The following is a 19,248-nucleotide window of genomic DNA, read 5'->3' as shown; positions in this document are numbered from 1 at the left end:
ATAAATTTAAATACGGCTGATATTTATTATCAACCGTATTTATTATAGACCCATTATTTTTTTACACTTTAATTATATTGGATATTTGTCTTTTTGTATATAAAAATAGAAATCCGGGGCTGGAATTTTTCCATGCCCCGGATTTAGTATACAACCATAAATTTTGGAGGACTATTGCCTTTTTATTGAAGGGATTTTAAGTGGGTAACCTAATTGAATTAAATAGATTTGCAACATTTATAACAACTAAAAACGCAGTTAGGGAGTGACTCAAAAATCGTGATTTCGTAGAAATCGATTTTGGCGAGTCACCCCCGCAAAGTTTATTAGATATCTAAAAAGCTTTTATAAAGCGAATTTAGATATCAATAAACCACTGCGTCTATGAGTCCTCATATACACTTTGTTAAAATTTAGGACTTTTGGACCAGCCCCTATCTGTAATAGCAGTTAGAACTAATAATCTTTTCCTCACTTTGTTCGTTAAGACTAAAGTTCTTGTTGCATACGCTGTACATAAGAATTATGTCGTCGTTATACTCCTAATAACTCAAATGTACACCGCATTATTCCCACTCAATATGTTCAGTGATGTCATTTTGTATAAATGGCATAAAATCAAGGTTTTTATTATCGGATTTTTTGCAAGCATATTGCAAGCACAAAGCTATATAATCATTTAATAAAATTCAATTGAACCTGTATCCAAAACGGGAGATTATTATAATGTTGTTTAATTATTTCTCTTATGTTTTCTTCTGACAATTCGTTTTTTTCGTTTTCTTTAAAATCCAGAAAAATTTTTTCAAATAAATAAAGTGATGTTTCACGCGGAATTCCCATTTCAATCATCAATCTTGCAATATTATTTATTGCACCTAATTGCATACAAACCAAAAAACAACTCTCTGGATTTTTTATATCATATATAGGCTTTAATAACAAAGGAATATTAAAAGATATTGTTTGTTGCAATAACTCTATCGTTTCATCAATTTTTTCTGTACCACTATCCCCTTTGTATCTATCATTATTAAATATATCATACAACTTCATTCCGTTGGCCCAATCTAATCCAAGTGAAACCATTATACTTCTTGATTGTCCATTCCGATATAAAGATGGGATATATTTATTATACATAAATGCTGTTTCTTCTTTATCTCTAAGCCATTTGAGTATCTTATTTAGTTTGTTTTTCGCACCTTTTTCAAATGGAGTTTTAGGCACAATCAAGTCAAAATCCGTATAAATTTTTTCTAGAACAAATGGATCCCAATATCGATTTTTATAACATACTTCTTTTGGTATAGTTAAGTTTTCAAGTTTTAGGATTATTGCAGCTATCTGTTTTTGTGTAAGTTTTATTCCTACATTATCCATTCTATATTTTGAATCTTTTCCATACCTTAAAATTGACTGTCTTATGTACGATATTATATATCCATATTTTTTCATGGTTTCATCCACAACTTTGTCATTCTTAAGAGCATCTTCAATTTCCCACTTATACTCTTGAAATCTTTGTTCATAACCAGTCAATAACTCTTTACTTTCATCTTCAAATAATTCTAATTGCTCATAACCTTGTGTTTCTGCGAATGAATCCTCATCCATTACAAAAGTTCTTCCCACGTAATCTTTTAATAATCTTCCCGCCCTGCCACGAAGATTAGCCATTTCATAATTCGTTAATTCTACTGCTTCCGAAGTCTTATTAATATATAAATGAGGGTTCCTAATAAATATATTTTGTGCAGGCAAATTTACTCCTTGAAGTAGCGTAGTAGTGCATATAACATTAGATACATTTTTATTCGCTATAGCCACCTCCAAAGTTCTTCTCACATGCATAGGTAATTTTCCATGGTGATATGCAACACCTTTCATAAGTGTTTCACATAAAGAATAATTTTCACTTACAGAACTTCGATAATATTCTACTAAGTCTAAATTGCATTGTGTTACAGGAAACTCTAACGCAACAGCTATTTTTCTCGCAGTGGATGATGTCGGTGCAAAAATAATATTTTGTGAATCCCTGCCAATTTTATTCACAATACAACTCAAATATTCCAAATAATCATTAGTATATACTTTCTTGCCATAACACTTTATAATATTAGTATTTTCAATCCCTATTACTAATGGCTTTTTAGTAATAGTACAGTACTGTTTTAAAAAATATCTTTTATCTTTTTTCTTAATACTATAAGTCAAATTTAAAACCGGGCTAATATTCGTCGTATGATCAATAGTCTCAATACCAAAAATACTCTCTCCTACTTTATCAATTTTTTCTATCCTAGGACCAGAAATAATAATTTGATCAACATTATCTTTGTACCTAAATTCTACTAATGTATCGAATAATATTTTCGCTCTTTGATCTGAGTCTTCTTCAATCCTCTCTATATTTTGAATCTCATCTGCCACAAGTATCAGTTTTTTAGAAAACGCCTCATCAAAATTATCAAATGCTGCAATAGCTTTTTCTTGTGTCATTACATAGATATTCTTTCTATCTTTTACTTGTTTTTCATCAAAAGAATTAGTAATCCAGTAATTCTCAACACCATTAGCTTTTAATTCACGATTAAAGTCTTCCATTACTTGGTTGAGTAGACTCAAAGTAGGAACGATGTATATAATGTCAATATTCTCAGTTCGCAATCTATTTACTATTTTTAATAGAATTACAAATGATTTTCCTGCAGAAGTCGGTGCAGAAATCCCCAAAATCTTATCATTATCCATGCTATCCCAAATTTTCTTTTGAAAATTTGTTAGTAAATACTTCCGACTACCTATATTAACCTCATTATTTAACTGATTTATTGTTGCTGTTATCTCATCAATATAACTATCTAATACAGTAAATTCACAAGTAGCTCTATCAAAATTCTCATCACATATAATAGCTGAGGTTGGATAACCTATTCTGGATAAAAATTTTACGATGATTTTTCTCAAATCATATTCTTCAAAATTAATATGTTCCCACATTAGACCAATAACAGTAATAATATAATTAACATCGGGAGAAGCAACCATAATAGATTCATAGTCTAGGCATCTAATAGATTTGTATATTAATGTTTCATTATAGCTAACTACTCTATCGGCATTTATCAGTCCCATTTTATACGCAATTGAAGTAAATTCAACATTTAACCATTGCTCAAGAATATTGTTCTTTAGTTGCTTCATGAAGCAAAGCCCTCCTTCCTCTATATTAGTTTCTGAAATTTTTCAGCTAGTTCCTTTAAATCCCAAACAGGAAATACTATATAAGTAATTCTCGACAATATTGGATTTTTACTAATATCAATCTTATTATTGTCATAATTTCTATATCTTTCTTCGATTAATTTTTCAATATCATTTCTAATGGTAGCCTCATCTATTTTATTGATTTTGGATAACTCATTATAAGTCACTATACTTACCAGCTGAATTTCTACAGGCTTCAATGTATTATTTAGATATTTTTCAGCAATTTTATTCATCTCAGCATCTAAAAAATCTTCATGTACATATAAACCCACCTCTGCTCTATGTTTATTATATGTATTTAATATGCTATCTATAGCGTCAGAAAACGCTTCATTAAATTTATATTTAGATGTATATGTTTTTGCTTCTCCTAGTATGATTATATTTTTGCCATTTTTTATTTTAAAATGTATTGCATCCGCTCCAAATCTTTCATGATCAGATGATGTTGCTATATTCATTTTTCTAAGCAAAGGAACTGCTTTCATACATTTTTGGATGAAATGATATAACAGCAATTCTCCCATTTGACCTTGTATTAAAATATTTTCACTATTTTTATTAGCTCTAAATTTATTTTTAGCTTTTCTTCCAATATGTTGCGAAGCTGCCGCCTCAGATTTACCATTTTTAACTAACTTTCCCTTAATTTCTTTATATTTTTCCGAACTATAAATCCAATCAACAATAGTGTCAGATAGTTCTTCAACAAAGTTATCTCTAAGCTCTTGTATATCTTGATATTCTATATATGCACCAATATGTTCTTTGTTATTTGGAAGAATATCATATTGTTTGACAACTACGCCAATCATATTGAATAAAGAATCATTTTTTATTAACCGTTTTAATACGTCTTTTTCTTCCAAAATTAACATCCTCCATTAATAAGTACATAAAGATTTATACCTTATATTCTTCAGTAGCCTCTTTTATCATCCCATCATGCCAATCTACCGTTTCTAATGGCATTTCATGGTACTTATCAAATACTTCATATAGATACTTATATTTAACTTTTTTTTCAATTATCTTCTTAAGAGAATCTGTATCCATTGAAATAATCTTCATACCTGTGATAGTTTCTTCATCTCTGGTATATGGAATTATTTTTCTATACCTAAAATCTGAAATCACATTTTTATCTAAGTATGTGCTGACAAACAAACTGTAATCGAACGGGTTATTAAATCTAATTCTATAATCTCCTAAATGCCTTGAAACAGGCTCCATTTCCATTCTTCTTTGATTCGAGCCATCTGCAAGTGTTGCTTCAAGTAGTAGCGAATGCTTTGGATAAGAAGTACATGCCTCATATTCATATATAATATCTGCATATCCTCCGGCTGCGTGTGTCTTAGGTAATAAATTTGCTTCTAATGATAATTTCATGAAATCTAAAATATTTCCTTGTCTTTCGCTCACCTTGTACCATATAATACCTAAAATATATTCAAAAATAGTAGGTATTGCCGCTTCATCTGTAACAAGTTCTTCAATTCTCTTATCATCACGTTTTTCAAAACAATTTAGCAACTCTACAAGAGCAGAATCATTAAATTTCTTATCAATTAATATATTGAATCTTCTATATCTTTCATCATTTACGTAAGTTGCTGCTTGTTCCGGACTCTTTATGGCGATTCCTAAATCTTTACTTAATGCAGCATACACTTTGCTCATGTCTAATTCGAAAGCTCTTGATATAGTTTCTAAAGGAACATCTACACTGAGATTATCATCTTTACTAAAAGTTTCTTTATACAGAACATCAATAATTTCTTTAAAATAGTATTTTGGAATCATGTCCAACTTAACCATGCGATCTTCAAAGATTAGTGTATCTGTAACATTGAAATATCTTCTATTTAAATCAAAATAATCAGATAAGGTTGCCATTGCCTTAAAAACATGTAAGTATTTGAAAAATATCTCTTTTAATTCTTTTTCATTTGCACAGTTTAAAAATGGGCATTGATTATTAATTGAAGTTTCCCCATTCTTCCTTATAACTCCAATATTTGTAGTTCTGAAAATTAAATTTCTCCACAATATTCCGGGCTTTTGATTTATATTCTTTGCAGAATTCAGTAGCAATTCATAATCGCTTTTACCCTCAAGGAATATACTCTTTATAGACTGATATAATTTATAATATGGTTTATCATAATTTCTACTTTTGCGATTCATTCCAATTAAACATATCAAGTTTTCATCAACATCCGAAGTAATAAATTTTTCTTGTGCAAATTTATAGTTGTCCATTTGCATAAGTCTTTTGTAAATTATTTCTTCAAGATTGATTTGCTCTTCTCGATATAATTTTATATCCGAAATAATTTGCTTTGTGCTTTCGTCATCTCTAATTAGCGGAATAAAATAAGTAAATTCCTCGTAGCTTAAAAATTCAAGTTCAGTAAGACATTTTACAACCGCAATAAATGGTCTAACTATCTTCCCACTTACATCTATACTTGTTTTTAGTAGCTGTTTCAGGTATACAAAACTATCTCTATTAATATTAAATGCATTATTAGTTTCAAAAATTCCGCTACTTGTTATTTTAAGTAACTCTCTTCCTGCTTCTGTAATCAATCTATCCTCTGTGATTAGACCAATATCAACTAAACCAGATGTTTTTTCTCTGGCATCTTTATCCTTCCTTTTCGCATCACCTGTTAAGAAGGCTTTGCTTTTCATGAAGTTATAATATTTTTCTTGCAATTCATTATTCCAATTCCAACTTGATTTTTTTATAACTTCATTATAAAACTCATCAAGAAGCAGCAATTGTGCCTCAATTTTTAAATTTAATTTTGCCGTTCTAAAGCTTGTAGTTCCTATAACCCAACAAAAACTTTGATATGGAATGTTTATATTAGCCATCTACTCATTCCTCCAATCCACAGAATAATTAGTAATTAAAACTTCTTTAGATATACTGTTTTTATCTTTTCTATGATAATTACTGTTTGAATAACTTTTATTTAAATAATTGCAATAATATCCTTTACTTTTAATCCAATTATACAAAATATCATTTCTTTTATTTTTACTCTCTAAAACATTAGACAACGCAAAATTAAAACCTTTTCCATTAGCTTGATCTAAAAATTCAAGCAAAGCTTTTTCATCTAAGTCAGTCCACATTCCACTTTCGTTATATGTTGCATTTGTAATTAAATAAGGAGGATCACAATAAATAAAAGTCTCCTGAGAAAAATCATCTAATGAAATATCCCTAAAATCCTTTTTCAAAAACTGAATGTCCTTGCTTTTCAATTCCTCGGAAAATAACACAAGTTTACTTCTCATCTTAGAATTGAAATCTCTCTTCCCAACAGGAAGATTAAACAGACCTTTTCGATTAAAGCGAATTTGATTATTAAAAGAGAAAACCATCAATACATATAACATTGAATAATCTGTTTCTCCTGCAATGACCTTAGTATTAAAATCATCTCTTAGCTTAAGAAATCTTTCCTTATTGTATACGGCTAATCCTTTACTACTATTACAATCATAATAGGAGTAACCATATAACGCTGTATTGGATAAATGATATTCATCAATAATATTATCTATTTGCTTTAATAAAACATCAGTATCAGTGTCTTTGATAAATTTAATTAAATCTATTAGTTTTTCATTTGAATCATTAAAAATAACTTTTGAGGAATAGGAATTTATCCCAACATTCCCTCCTCCGGCAAACAAATCTAAAAATACTTCCTTTTCAGCAAATAAAGGTTTCAGCTGTTCTAACAATTTAAATTTTCCGCCCGTATAATTAAACGGGCAAGGTACATTCATTTTCTTTTTTTCTTCGCTAAATACTTCACATAAAAATAGTCTTTCTTTATTATCTTTTATATCTGATTTTCCAGTTGAAAAACTCTTGTAGTTTGATTCAAATATAGTAACTTTTCCCTTTTTACTAAGAATTCTCATAATATCTTCATCTGAAATTTTCGCATTCGACCTATCATTTCCCTTGTTAGACATATTGTTATATGAAAGTAATATATACTTTGTATCAGCCTTTTCAATAAGTTCTTCAAATACTCTTGTAGCCGTTATCATGCAGTAATCACTTTTAAGTGAAGTCCTATCCATCTTCCTTGCAACCCCATAAACTTCAGGTTTTTCCCATCTTGCCACATTTTCAAGTAAATGATATGCATCACAATACTGCCTTGAATTATATGGAGGATCTAAATACAACAAATCACCCTTAATACTTTTAATAAGTTTATTGGCATCTAAGTTATAACAAATATTATTAGAATTTACCATTTCATCAGGTAATAAAACATTCAATACTAATTTTTTCTCAAAATCAACATTTTTTCTATATGCGTCGTAGTGACCAACTGTGTTTGCAATCTTATCCATTGCATATAGAAGTGAGGTAATCAATATTGCATATTCCTTAAAATTTATTTCTTTATTTTTATACTTTGCTTCTATATCTTCTCTTATATATCCTATCTTGCTACAATCATCAGCAGAAAAGAATGTATCTGCAAAATTTTCTCTCATGTAATTATTTTCTTTTGTTTTAATTTGATTATAGTCGTATATAAGCTCAATTATCTTTTTGCTTGAATATCTTTCATATCCAAACCATGCATAATTGGAAATATAATTACTATACAATAAATCATTTGTGATAAGCATTTTATCCTTAAAAGTATTCGCAACAGCACCAGTTCCACTAAATATGTCAATAACAATATTTACACCTTTACAATTTTCATCAACTGTTTTTCTTATAAAATCAGAAAGAGAATATTTATTTCCTAAATATCGTCTATTGTTTATGAATGACTGCTTTAATCCTAATTTAGATATTAAAAAATCTGTGTCATCCTTATCCTGTAAACCATCTATATGCAAAAATCTTTTTATAATTTCAACTGTATTTTTATCCCAAAAGTACCTTCCTGTATCACTTCTCGGAATTAAAATATTTTCTTTATTTATTAATTTATATAAATATGACCTAGAAATATCTAACTCTTTTATTACATCAGTAACATTAAGACTTGCCATCTTTATTCCTCCTTGCCACATTTTAATCTATTTAGTAGACATTATAGCATATTTCACCCATTTTTTCTATATTTTTATTGAAAAATCAGATGCTAATTGCATCAAAAAACGGAGAACATCATTTATAATACTCTCCGTGTATAGCTATAGCTCCATATCGTTACTCATACTATGACTCTGCTCAATTGTTTTATCTATTTTCCTTTTATGTTTCTTAATTATTCCAATAACGGATTCCTTTTTCTCCTCCGTTTTAGTCCTTCCAAGATAATCATTAATTTTAACTTTTAGATGTTCCAATTCCTCATACTGTGCTGATAATGGATTATGTTTCTTGATTATCTTCTCTTGTTTAACTTGTAAATCCTTAGAATACTTATTTAACTTTTGAAAAAGGTTTTTACTGGGTTTGCTTGTAAATATCAATCTAAATATGTCAAAAAAATTCAAAATAAAAATGTACATTTTATTCATCTGCCTTTTGGAAAAAATCTTTAAGTCTATAATAATTTCCAGTTATTTTAGCTACATGTGAATGGTGCAGTAATCTGTCAACTATTGCACTAGCGATTAATGAATCACCAAATATACCATCCCACTGTGAAAAATTTATATTTGTAGTTATTATAGTGCTATGTTTTTCGTAACGTTTATCTATTAATTGGAAGAACAATTTAGATTCCTCTTTGGTTATTGGAAGATATCCTAATTCATCTATTATTAATAATTTATAACCACAAAACTTCTTTAATCTTTCTTCTAGTCTTCCTTCTAACTGAGCTTTTTTTAATATTTCTATCAGACATGCACATTTAATAAAGTATGTGGATTTCCTATTTTGAGCTGCGGTTACTCCTATAGAAATAGCTAAGTGTGTTTTCCCAACACTGCTATTTCCATAGAATACTATATTCTATTTCTTATTTATGAATCTCAATGAAGTGAAATCATATATTTGTTGTTTATTTATCGATTCTTGAAAGTCAAAGTCAAACTTCGATAAAGTTTTTACACTAGGAAATCCTGCTACTTTCACAGAATGTTGAATAAGATTTTGTTTTTTCTTTTCTACTTGTGCTTGTGTAAAGTACAGAAAACCGTCTATTACCTAGGCTAAGATGGTTATAAACTAATTAATTCTAGAGCCACCATCTTTTAAGTTAATCGTTTATTTTTCAAAGTCAAAGACTGAAGAAAAATATTACGAATAATTTATACTACGACTGCTATAATTTCTACGAGTGTAGTTAGTTAAGAAATTATAGTAAAGTCAGTGCAAACGGCTCCCTCTTTTATACTTTATATTTTAGAATAAATAAAATAGAGAAGCAACAGATTTTAGTAAAGTACATTATTGATACTAGGTAATTACTATATAGAGTTTCTAAATAATATATATCAGGCTGTTGACAAATGCAGAAACTGCATGAGTCAGCAGCCTATTTTAATGAGAAAAAGTGCTAAAAATGTTATAATATAAGTATATAGAGGGGGTTTTTAGTATGTTTAATAAAAAAGAAAATATCAAAGATGAAATAATATTAATGACGTTATCAGAATTAGTTCCTACAAATCACTTTTTAAGAAAAGTAGCCAAAGCGATTGATTTTAAATTTATTTATGATTTGACAGAAGAATACTATAGCCATACATCAGGAAGAAATTGTTTAGACCCTGTAGTATTATTCAAATTAGTGTTTTTAAAAGATTTCTATGGAATAAAATCTATGAGAGAAACAATAAAAAGAATAGAAACAGATGCTGCATTTAGATGGTTTTTAGGGATACCATTTTCTAAACCAGTTCCACATTATTCTACATTTTCACAAAACTATATTCGACGATTCCAAGGAACTGATATATTTGAACAAATATTTATAAATATAGTGAATCAAGCTATTGATAAAAAATTAGTAGGCGGAACAGAGTTTTTTACTGATTCAACGCACATTAAAGCTAACGCAAACAAAAAGAAATACAAAATTGAAATTACCACAAAAGTAAAAGAAAGAAAATTAGACTTAGAAAAAGAAATAAATGAAGAGAGAGAAAAAATAGGAAAAAAGCCTTTTAAGTATGAAGAAAAAGAAGAACTAAAAAGACAACGAATTAACACTACTGATTCAGATAGTGGTTATTATCACAGAGATCATAAAGAAGAAGGTTTTATGTATTTAGACCATAGAACAGTAGACGGGAAGAAGAATAATATTATTATAGACTGCCATATAACTCCAGGTAACGTTCATGATAGTGGTCCGTATATAGATAGATTAAATCAGATAGAAAAAAACTTTGGATTAATCCCTGGTAAAGTTGCGTTAGATAGCGGATATTATTCTCTAGACATACTAAAACAGTTAGATAAAAAAAATATATTTTCAGTAATAGGATATAGAAGATTCTCAAGATCAAAAGATAACAAATATTTTAAATACTTACATGAAAAAGATATATATGTGGATAAACGAACAGGAGAAATATTTAGATACAGAAATATAGATAGAAATGGATATAAACAATATAAAAGTGATGATAAAAATGAGAAGAAAATAATACGACGTCATATAAATGCGGATTATTATGATGAAGCTAGGTTAAGACGTATATCAAAAGAAGGAAAATTATTGTATAAGAGAAGAAAAGAAACAGTAGAACGTAGCTTTGCAGATTCAAAACAAAATCACGGATATAGATATGCACAATATAGAGGTAAAGCCAAAGTACAGTCGTACGCTTGGTTGTCTTGTTGCGTTCAAAATATGAAAACAATAGCACTAAGAGAGGTATAATCATCTCTTAATACTACTGATTCTTTAGCCATAAGGCTTATTTTTTTTGAAAAACGACCAAAACATCAATACGTTCATTGATATTTTGGTCGTTTTGTCAACAATCTGAATATATATATATATATATGATAGAGACTAACCTTTTTATATCTTTTTTTAGCCATGTATAACGGACATTTTGTTTGTTGATTTAGTAGAGTTTGATTTTATCCAATATGGGTATACCCATATTAGTCAATTTGGGCGAAAAAATAATCGCAACCTTAAATTAAAGGTTACGACTATTTTAGTAGTTGAATGGTGTTATTCATTCTTTATTTTGTTTTACTTACATACATTGTAAATTTTACTCTTCGGCAGGAAAGTCGGCAGGGTACTTTATGCCTAAAAGTTTATTTTTGCTTAATTTTTTAGAAGAAAAAGCCTTAAAAATCAAGACTTTTATCTATATATTTTACTATTATATTATTCCCACTCAATAGAGGAAGAATCTATCCTGAGTGGTTGGTATCATAGGAAGCATCAACTTTATTTTTTATATTGGAAGGAGAAATGGCAGGGTATAAAAAGTATAATTATTTAGTAAAAAGTGTTGATATATTAGTATTTATAAATAGTTGATTATGATAGTTTAATTTGATATAATCAAAACTGGAGAGAGAAGTTAGGGAGTGTAAAACTTCTGATAAAGATGGTGGCTACTTCAATATGAAAGGGGATGGTGCTATGCTCGCATACACTAAAATCTTGAAGAAAGGAGTAGCAAGTTGTCAGCTTACGAAATTGTACAGACGATTATTGGAATAAATCTATTGATTGTTTCAGTAGTTAGTGCATGTATTGTAGCGTTAAAAAAAGACAATAAAAAATAACCATCTTTATACTTTGGCAAGGTAAGATGGTTATGTAATAACTAAACCAGAGCCACCGTCTTTAAAACGGCTCTCTCTTTTATAATTTCATTTTATCATAAACATAATTTAATTGCAATGATTTTGTCAGATTGCAATTATACAGATGATTATTGGAATAAATCTATTGATTGTTTCAGTAGTTAGTACATGTATTGTAGCGTTAAAAAAAGACAATAAAAAATAACCGTCTTTACACTTTTGGTAGGCTAAGATGGTTATGAACTAACTAATTTTAGAGCCACCGTTTTCAAAACGGCTCCCTCTTTTATACTTTTATTTTAGCATAGATGAAATAAGAAATCAAAGATTTTAATAATAAGACCCCATCAATAATTTTTGGTGGGGAACCTAATTGAATTAAATAGATTTGCAACATTTATAACAACTAAAAACGTAGTTAAATTAGGATTCTCCATTCAAATTATATTTGTAATCTATTCCCACTCAACTATTAAGGTGAAAGGTATAAATGTACTTAGTTGGTTTAATGGGATTTAGAGTTTTTTGAAATTAATAAATTAGTTATAATTTTGTTTTATTGGTTGCAAAATGGGGCTCTTTGTCAAGTTCAGGACATGGGAAAAATTCACCCTAGAAATCTAGGCAGCATTTTGCTGCTTAGATTTTTTCTCATTAATGACTTTAGTCAGTTGAGGAGGCGAAGTCTCCGAAACAAAAAACCACCCGCTATGCAGGTGAGAGCCAAGGGTTAAACAATTGAAAAATCATCCTTTCTTGATAAAATAAGAGTAGTTCAAGCTCTAAAAAAAGAAAGGATGATTTTAATTATGGCAAATAAACATAATAGTTTATCGTATACAAAGTGGTTATGTAAATACCATATTGTATTTACACCTAAGTATAGACGAAAAATAGAATTTAATCAATATAAACGAGATATAGTAAATATAATACAAAGGTTGTGTAAGTATAAAGGGGTAGAAATAATAGAAGTACATATAATGCCAGATCATATACATTTGCTGTTATCAATACCACCGAAGTACAGTGTATCAAGTTTTATGGGATATCTGAAAGGGAAAAGTTCACTGATGATATTTGATATGCACTCAAACTTGAAATATAAGTATGGAAATAGAAAGTTTTGGGCAGAAGGATATTATGTAAATACTGTAGGATTAAATGAAAGTACAATAAGAAAATATATCAGAGAACAAGAATCGCATGATATTGCAATAGATAAATTGACAACAAAAGAATATACAAATCCATTTGGAAATAAGAAAAAATAAATAAACCCGTTTAACGGGTAGCGGGCGTCAAAATACAATAGGGCTTGAACGAATGTGAAAGCCAGCGCCTTGAGGTGCGTGTTAGTAACAAAGGGTTATACCCACAGAGAAAACCACCCCTTTTCAGGGGTGGTCATTATTTTTCTTTAAGTTTTATATTATTTTTATATTCAGAAACAAATAATCTAGACATAATTAAAATGCGCAATCTGAAATTACTAAAGCTAGAGTATCTATAAGATACTCTCTTTAGTAGTTTTATTTTATTATTAAATCCTTCTAATGGACCATTAGAATACTTATATTTAACAGCGTTAAGCATATATCCTTTATGTTTAACCATAGTATTTATAGCTTTAGCTAAGCCTTTTGATAATCCTTTAGTATCCATATCTATATACTTCTCTAATTCTACATAGTCTTTAGCCTTAATAGCTTCTCTAATCTCATGTACTCTCTCATAGCTAGCTGTAAATTCAGCATCAATACCTAATATATAATCCAGTACTTCTTTTCTAGTCACATAGCGTTTGAAGCTTCTAGAATAAAATGTTTTTGTTGAATTTACTTTATCTCTATCTTCTAATATTACCTTCCAGAAATTCTTCAAAATAGTGTAAGTAGAGCCTTTTTTATTCTTATATTGATTCATTAGTTTCACTCTAGCTTTGTTTAATTCTCTATTAATATTTTGAACTATATGAAATCTATCTATTATTATCTCAGCGTTAGGGAACATCTCTCTAATCATACTCATATAAGGAGGGTAAATATCTATACAGATTGTTTTTACTTTCTTTCTTACTTTTCTTGGGTATCTCATAAAGTATTGTTTTAATATGTGTTGTGTTCTGCCATCTACTATATCTATAAAATCGTGTGTTTTAGCATCTAAGAATACGAAGCTCATACCATTTTTACTATCTTTAGTTGATTTTATTTCATCAAAACATAGGTGCTCTGGTAAGTTTGAATGAGTCTTAACTTCTACTGCTTCTCTACATGATTTCATTACTCTTACTACTGTAGATACTGATACATTACTTAATTCAGCTATATCTTTAAATGATAGTGTTTTAGATAGATTCTTCATTATGTGAAATATAAGATTTTTAGATATACTACAGTGCTTTTGTACAAATGATGTTTCAGCACAAAACTTAGAATTACATTCTCTACATTTAAAGCGTTGTTTTTTTAATCTTAGATATGTAGAGCATTCTGACATCTTTAATAAAGCTACTTTTAATGGATCTCCAAATCCATTTTTAACTATATTATTTCCTTCTTTTTTACAACCACAGTTAACACAACATTTAGGTTCATATGATAAAGCTCCATAAAATATGAATGTATCTTGACCATCCACATTTATTAGATCAAGTTTATCCTCCATAATTATGTTTTGGTCTTTTATTAATAGTAAATTTGTGATAAAATTATTCATGACAAATATCCTTTCTTAGTTAATTATTTTTGTACACCTTAATTATATTGGATATTTGTCTTTTTGTATATAAAAATAGAAATCCGGGGCTGGAATTTTTCCATGCCCCGGATTTAGTATACAACCCAAAATGGTTGCAAATTAATTATTTATTATTTCGTCTGTTTTTTCTATTCTAGATAGTAGTTTGTCAGCTGTCTTCATTGAGAAATCATAGCTATAATATGTGGGAAATATACTATCGTTTTTAGCGATAGTACAAGTTTTTTTGAACAAAGAACGAGTTATAAAAGTGTTAATTTCTAGATAGAAATCCAATAAACCCTCTATCTCAAAATCAAGTTGTTGAGTATATAATTTAAATGCTTCAGAAATTATATCTGTTAAAGTGTCTCTTGCATAATTGTATCTTGATTCATATGCTTTCAGGTCTATTTCATTTTTTTTGAATGATCTAGTGTCTATATCTAAATCAGTTAATATAAATATTATAGATAAATATAATGATTTTAACTTTCCTAATGAATCTCTACTTTTTGTAAATTTTATTTGTTCTTTATTTAAAGTTAATTGTTTATTTATTAACTTACTTTGGGCTAAATAGGTAAGGGAAGCGCCTAAAAAAGCGGTTATAACAGGTATTATAGATTGGAGTATTTCTTTCATAATATATTTTCTCCCAGTTTTTTTATTGATTTATTTAGTCTTTAGTATTATCATCTTTTTCTATATATATATTATACTTAGGTAATTTTCGAGCATTTTATTTTTTAATTCTTCAATTGTGCTTTGTAATTTTTGCTCTAATAAAACTTTCACAAGAAAGTATTTTGTATCGTAATCAATACTATTTCTTTCACCCAGTCTTTTATCAAGGGTAGTTTCTTCCAGGAGCCCATTCTTATATTTCATTTCTAAATTGACAATATCAAAGAGTATATCTGTTAAAATTAAATTGTTAATTATTTCTTTGAACTCTATATCTTTGGTCATTTTATCTAAAATATCTGAAGCTGTAGCATTGTTATCAAAGATATATTTACTAATAAGTCTTTCTATTGAGACACCTAAGGCTAATGAAATTTTTTCAATTGTTTTTATAGAGGGTGGTGTTAACCCATTTTCATAATTTTGAATAGTTCTAAATGATATGTTGGCTTTATCGGCAAGTTCTTTTTGTGTTAAATTTAATTTTTTCTTAAACTTCTGATGTTATAACTTAAGTCAGGATATAAATCAGATAATATATTATACACAAAAGATATTGAAATAATATTAAAAAGCAATACACTAGATAAAACACAAATATTCTAAATAGTTTTTAATAAAAAAGGACAACTAGAATGTCGTCCTTTACTTTTTAATACCAAATAATATACCGATTATAGTAGTTGAAATAGTCCATAATAGAGCTACCTTCTTAATATCTATATCGTTTTTTATTTCTCCATTTTCTTCTTCTTTTGTCCATAGCCATGCGTATATAACCATGATTGATTTTGTTAAAATCCATACTATAATACAGAAGAATAAATATATACAAATTGCAATATAATTATTAATTTCCCCCTTATTTTGAGAAAGCAAGCTTATAATAAATAGAGTTAGAACTAATAGAGCACCAAATAACCCGTAGTTACCATTATTCTTATATTCAGTTACTTTTACCAATAGGATAGGTAGGATTACAAACAGTGTGGTTACACTACAAAGTAACAACAAACTTTCAAAATCAGTTATTTTTGATTTATTTTCAAGATTAAATAAATGTTTGTTTTTACGTAAAAATTTTGCGAATAATAATGCTGGGAAGGTAGATATTGACATGATAAATACATAATATGCCAGTGATGTAATACATTTTTCTAGTTTAGTCATATTTTCTTATACTCCTTTTTCATAAATAAATAAAATTATTTGTATATTGATGTGTATATTATAACAAATATTACTTTTATTTACAAGAAGTTTAATGAAAATATAAAAAATAATTCTATAAAAATAAGTATACTATTAAATAGTTAATGTGGAATATAATTTTACAACAAAATTATGTTTATACAATTCAAATTGTACAATTAATATTGAATGTTTGCAAATGCACAAATATAAAGTAAAATCGGTTTAAGAGATTTAAAAGTCTCTAAATGAATAAAATAGATTAATTATATAGAATATGAATTAAATTCTATAAAAAATAGTCTAATATTCAAAAGTCAATTATTTATAGAAAGGAGGTATAACTATGATTAAGATTAGTGATTTGACATTATCAGAAAAAGTTCTTGAGAAACAATATTCTGTAGTACAAGTATCTAGGTGGGCGGAAAGAAACGGAGATGAACTAATTAAAAAGGGATGGAAATATGAAGTAGTACTCCCTAAGCTAAGATTTTAAAAGTTTTCTATTAAAGTAGGGATACAATATCCTGTAATAACTCAAGAAGAACTTGAAGAAAAAGGTTCGATTACTGTATTATTTGATAATTTAGTAATTAAACTATATGCTTCTTCAAACAATGGTTTTGTATCTAATGGTATTTCAGCTACAGCAAAAAATGCGAAATTAATTTCATAGAATACTTCTATACTTAACTTGATATATAGGACAACATAATACGAAAAATGTAATGAAAAAATGTGTTAGTAGGTCTAAAAATTGACGAAAAAATATTATAATACCAAATTACGGAAACAAAAACTATTTCATCTAATAGGATGATTACATTAGATAATAAAACTTTAGATAATTTAAAGTGATGGAAATGTGTTCAAAGTGAAAATTCCCCTTCAAATTATGTATTATCATATAATGGAATACCGAATAATAAGCATGCACCAAAACATATTATAGACAATAATTATAAATTGGTTGGAGTTCACAGAATTAAAGTTCATGCCTCTATGTTAATATCTATGCAAGAAAGTACGTTAGTAATAAAAGAAAGATTAGGACATGAGGATATTGAGATGACGCTAGGAACTTATGGACAGCTGTACCCTAATTATAATAAAGAAGTGGCGAGTAAAATCGATAAATTGTTTGAAAAGAGTAAATTAGAATAACTAATAGTGTTTAAAAAAAGGAAAGGTGAAAAAATGAAAATGAATAATAACAAAAGTATATATAATGATTTTAATAAATTTTTAGAAAGATATAATACTTTTAAAAGTTTGTGTAAGGAGAGAAATCAATTTAAACATAAAAAAAAGTATTATTTATTCGTTGTAGAGGATAGGGTATTAGTAGAATATAGTCCTATAGAAGAATATCAAGGGATATTAGACCATTTTTATAATGTATGAGATTGCTTAATAGGGAAAGAAGTATTTCAGGATGAAATACTAAAATTTAATAGGTATGGATATATTGTTTAGAGCTAGAAAAGTATAAGTCTATAATTAAGTTAAGGAATATTATAAAAAACAGAATGGTATTATTTAATTAAAAGTGTGTAGATGGATAATAAATATGGGAATATTTTTGAATTTGTAAAATGTAATACTAGGTTTGATGATTAAAAAGGTATTGATTAATTATTTTTTTTAATTTAAACTATTTTAAGTAAATAAAATTCACGAAATAAAGAAAAAGACAGGAGTACCAGTTCTGTCTTTTTTTATTTATTATTTTTGAGTTTTTTTATGAACTTAAAAGTAATATCAATTCTCGATTTCACCCTATACCAATGGTTTCTTATGTGTTAAATTATGAATTTTTATTTTTTTTTTTTGAAATTTATATTGACAAACAGCAAGTAAGAGTATATAATAATTCATTAAGAATTGCACTCTTATTTAGTTTAGGTTTAAACTTTTAATTAGTTTAAGAGTTGGCATTTAAAAGAATAAAAAATATTTAAGAAAGTAGGTATAAAGAATATGAAATACTTAATTTTAAAACTTAGTGAGGCTGATAGAGGGATTCCATTTGGGAATAGTGATGAACTTATAAAAAGAGCTAATGGTTCGTGGAGAATCTCGTTAAAGAAAGTAGAAGATGTTAAAAGAGCGTTATTGTTATTTAGAGGAAGTGTCTTAGGTGAATATGAAATAGGATCTGAGATTATTGCCAAAAAAACCGACACTGGTTATCGTTTAACATTTGACATGACAGAAGTTAAAAATTCAAAACATAAAGGTCGTGTACTAAATTATAAAACAGCAAATCCTGCATCAGTAGCAGAAGAAAGTATGCTTAGAGATAAAAAATAAAAAGCAAATTCTTTCTGGAGCTGAGTAAAAATTAATAAAAAATAAAATGTCAGAAGATTTTGTATAGTACTCTGAGATTTCTGATTAATATTACCAGTGTAGTGTATCAAATTATTTATATAAATACCTAAGATTGTTTTATTATATTATGGTATTGGTTGCAAAATGGTTGCAACTATAATAAAAACCCTTGATAAAACCTTATTATATCAAGGGTTTGATAGGTTATTACAGTTATTCCGGCTCATCAAAAAATCGGACTGATGGAAAAAATCAGTCCGATTAAATTATATACA

14 protein-coding genes and 2 pseudogenes are annotated in these 19,248 nt (G+C 27.8%); 7 read left to right on the top strand and 9 right to left on the bottom strand.

Going from position 1 to position 19,248, the window contains the following annotated elements:
* Positions 1–675: 675 nt before the first annotated feature.
* The 5 genes and pseudogenes from ACO6OL_RS07880 to istB form a co-directional block, all read right to left on the bottom strand.
* The gene (locus ACO6OL_RS07880) at positions 676–3,210 is read right to left on the bottom strand and encodes a DEAD/DEAH box helicase (RefSeq protein WP_485502753.1); all 2,535 of its coding nucleotides are present in this window, start codon (positions 3,208–3,210) and stop codon (positions 676–678) included.
* A 20-nt stretch (positions 3,211–3,230) separates the two neighbouring features.
* Complete coding sequence (locus ACO6OL_RS07875) at positions 3,231–4,145, bottom strand: HamA C-terminal domain-containing protein (RefSeq protein WP_485502752.1); 915 nt, start codon at positions 4,143–4,145, stop codon at positions 3,231–3,233.
* A 34-nt stretch (positions 4,146–4,179) separates the two neighbouring features.
* The gene (locus ACO6OL_RS07870; RefSeq protein WP_485502751.1) at positions 4,180–6,162 is read right to left on the bottom strand and encodes an AlwI family type II restriction endonuclease; all 1,983 of its coding nucleotides are present in this window, start codon (positions 6,160–6,162) and stop codon (positions 4,180–4,182) included.
* Positions 6,163–8,331 (bottom strand): Dam family site-specific DNA-(adenine-N6)-methyltransferase, encoded by a 2,169-nt coding sequence (locus tag ACO6OL_RS07865; protein WP_485502750.1) that lies wholly within the window; start codon positions 8,329–8,331, stop codon positions 6,163–6,165.
* Positions 8,332–8,797: 466 nt separating this feature from the next.
* A pseudogene (gene istB / locus ACO6OL_RS07860) lies at positions 8,798–9,388 on the bottom strand (IS21-like element helper ATPase IstB); the annotation flags it as partial.
* Positions 9,389–9,833: 445 nt separating this feature from the next.
* On the opposite strand from istB, the gene ACO6OL_RS07855 reads away from it, so the two are divergent.
* The 3 genes from ACO6OL_RS07855 to tnpA all read left to right on the top strand — a co-directional run bounded on the left by ACO6OL_RS07855 (position 9,834) and on the right by tnpA (position 13,290).
* On the top strand, positions 9,834–11,123 hold the full coding sequence (locus tag ACO6OL_RS07855) for an IS1182 family transposase (protein ID WP_485502749.1): 1,290 nt from the start codon (positions 9,834–9,836) through the stop codon (positions 11,121–11,123).
* Positions 11,124–11,890: 767 nt separating this feature from the next.
* On the top strand, positions 11,891–11,995 hold the full coding sequence (locus ACO6OL_RS07850; protein WP_081450717.1) for a putative holin-like toxin: 105 nt from the start codon (positions 11,891–11,893) through the stop codon (positions 11,993–11,995).
* Positions 11,996–12,825: 830 nt separating this feature from the next.
* Positions 12,826–13,290, top strand: a complete 465-nt coding sequence (gene tnpA, locus ACO6OL_RS07845; RefSeq protein ID WP_485502748.1) for an IS200/IS605 family transposase — start codon at positions 12,826–12,828, stop codon at positions 13,288–13,290.
* Between the two features lie 136 nt (positions 13,291–13,426).
* Here the strand turns inward: tnpA and ACO6OL_RS07840 are convergent, their stop codons facing one another.
* The 4 genes and pseudogenes from ACO6OL_RS07840 to ACO6OL_RS07825 all read right to left on the bottom strand — a co-directional run bounded on the left by ACO6OL_RS07840 (position 13,427) and on the right by ACO6OL_RS07825 (position 16,615).
* The gene (locus ACO6OL_RS07840) at positions 13,427–14,737 is read right to left on the bottom strand and encodes an ISL3 family transposase (protein ID WP_485502747.1); all 1,311 of its coding nucleotides are present in this window, start codon (positions 14,735–14,737) and stop codon (positions 13,427–13,429) included.
* 141 nt (positions 14,738–14,878) lie between these two features.
* Positions 14,879–15,403 (bottom strand): hypothetical protein, encoded by a 525-nt coding sequence (locus ACO6OL_RS07835; RefSeq protein ID WP_485502746.1) that lies wholly within the window; start codon positions 15,401–15,403, stop codon positions 14,879–14,881.
* A 60-nt stretch (positions 15,404–15,463) separates the two neighbouring features.
* Positions 15,464–15,925 (bottom strand): annotated as a pseudogene (locus tag ACO6OL_RS07830) (helix-turn-helix domain-containing protein); the annotation flags it as partial.
* 165 nt (positions 15,926–16,090) lie between these two features.
* Entirely contained in the window at positions 16,091–16,615 is a 525-nt protein-coding gene (locus ACO6OL_RS07825; protein WP_485502745.1) for a hypothetical protein, read from the bottom strand.
* A gap of 367 nt (positions 16,616–16,982) precedes the next feature.
* Between ACO6OL_RS07825 and ACO6OL_RS07820 the strand changes: the two genes are divergently transcribed.
* The 4 genes from ACO6OL_RS07820 to ACO6OL_RS07805 all read left to right on the top strand — a co-directional run bounded on the left by ACO6OL_RS07820 (position 16,983) and on the right by ACO6OL_RS07805 (position 18,952).
* A complete protein-coding gene (locus ACO6OL_RS07820) occupies positions 16,983–17,135 on the top strand; it encodes a hypothetical protein (RefSeq protein WP_485502744.1) in 153 nt (50 codons plus the stop codon).
* A 518-nt stretch (positions 17,136–17,653) separates the two neighbouring features.
* Positions 17,654–17,803, top strand: a complete 150-nt coding sequence (locus ACO6OL_RS07815) for a hypothetical protein (RefSeq protein ID WP_485502743.1) — start codon at positions 17,654–17,656, stop codon at positions 17,801–17,803.
* 39 nt (positions 17,804–17,842) lie between these two features.
* The gene (locus tag ACO6OL_RS07810) at positions 17,843–18,043 is read left to right on the top strand and encodes a hypothetical protein (protein WP_485502742.1); all 201 of its coding nucleotides are present in this window, start codon (positions 17,843–17,845) and stop codon (positions 18,041–18,043) included.
* A 576-nt stretch (positions 18,044–18,619) separates the two neighbouring features.
* Entirely contained in the window at positions 18,620–18,952 is a 333-nt protein-coding gene (locus tag ACO6OL_RS07805; protein ID WP_485502741.1) for a hypothetical protein, read from the top strand.
* Positions 18,953–19,248: the final 296 nt, after the last annotated feature.

Source organism: Gemella sp. (assembly GCF_057272915.1).
Note: the sequence above shows the minus strand (reverse complement) of the source record. Positions and strands in the feature narration are given on the sequence as shown.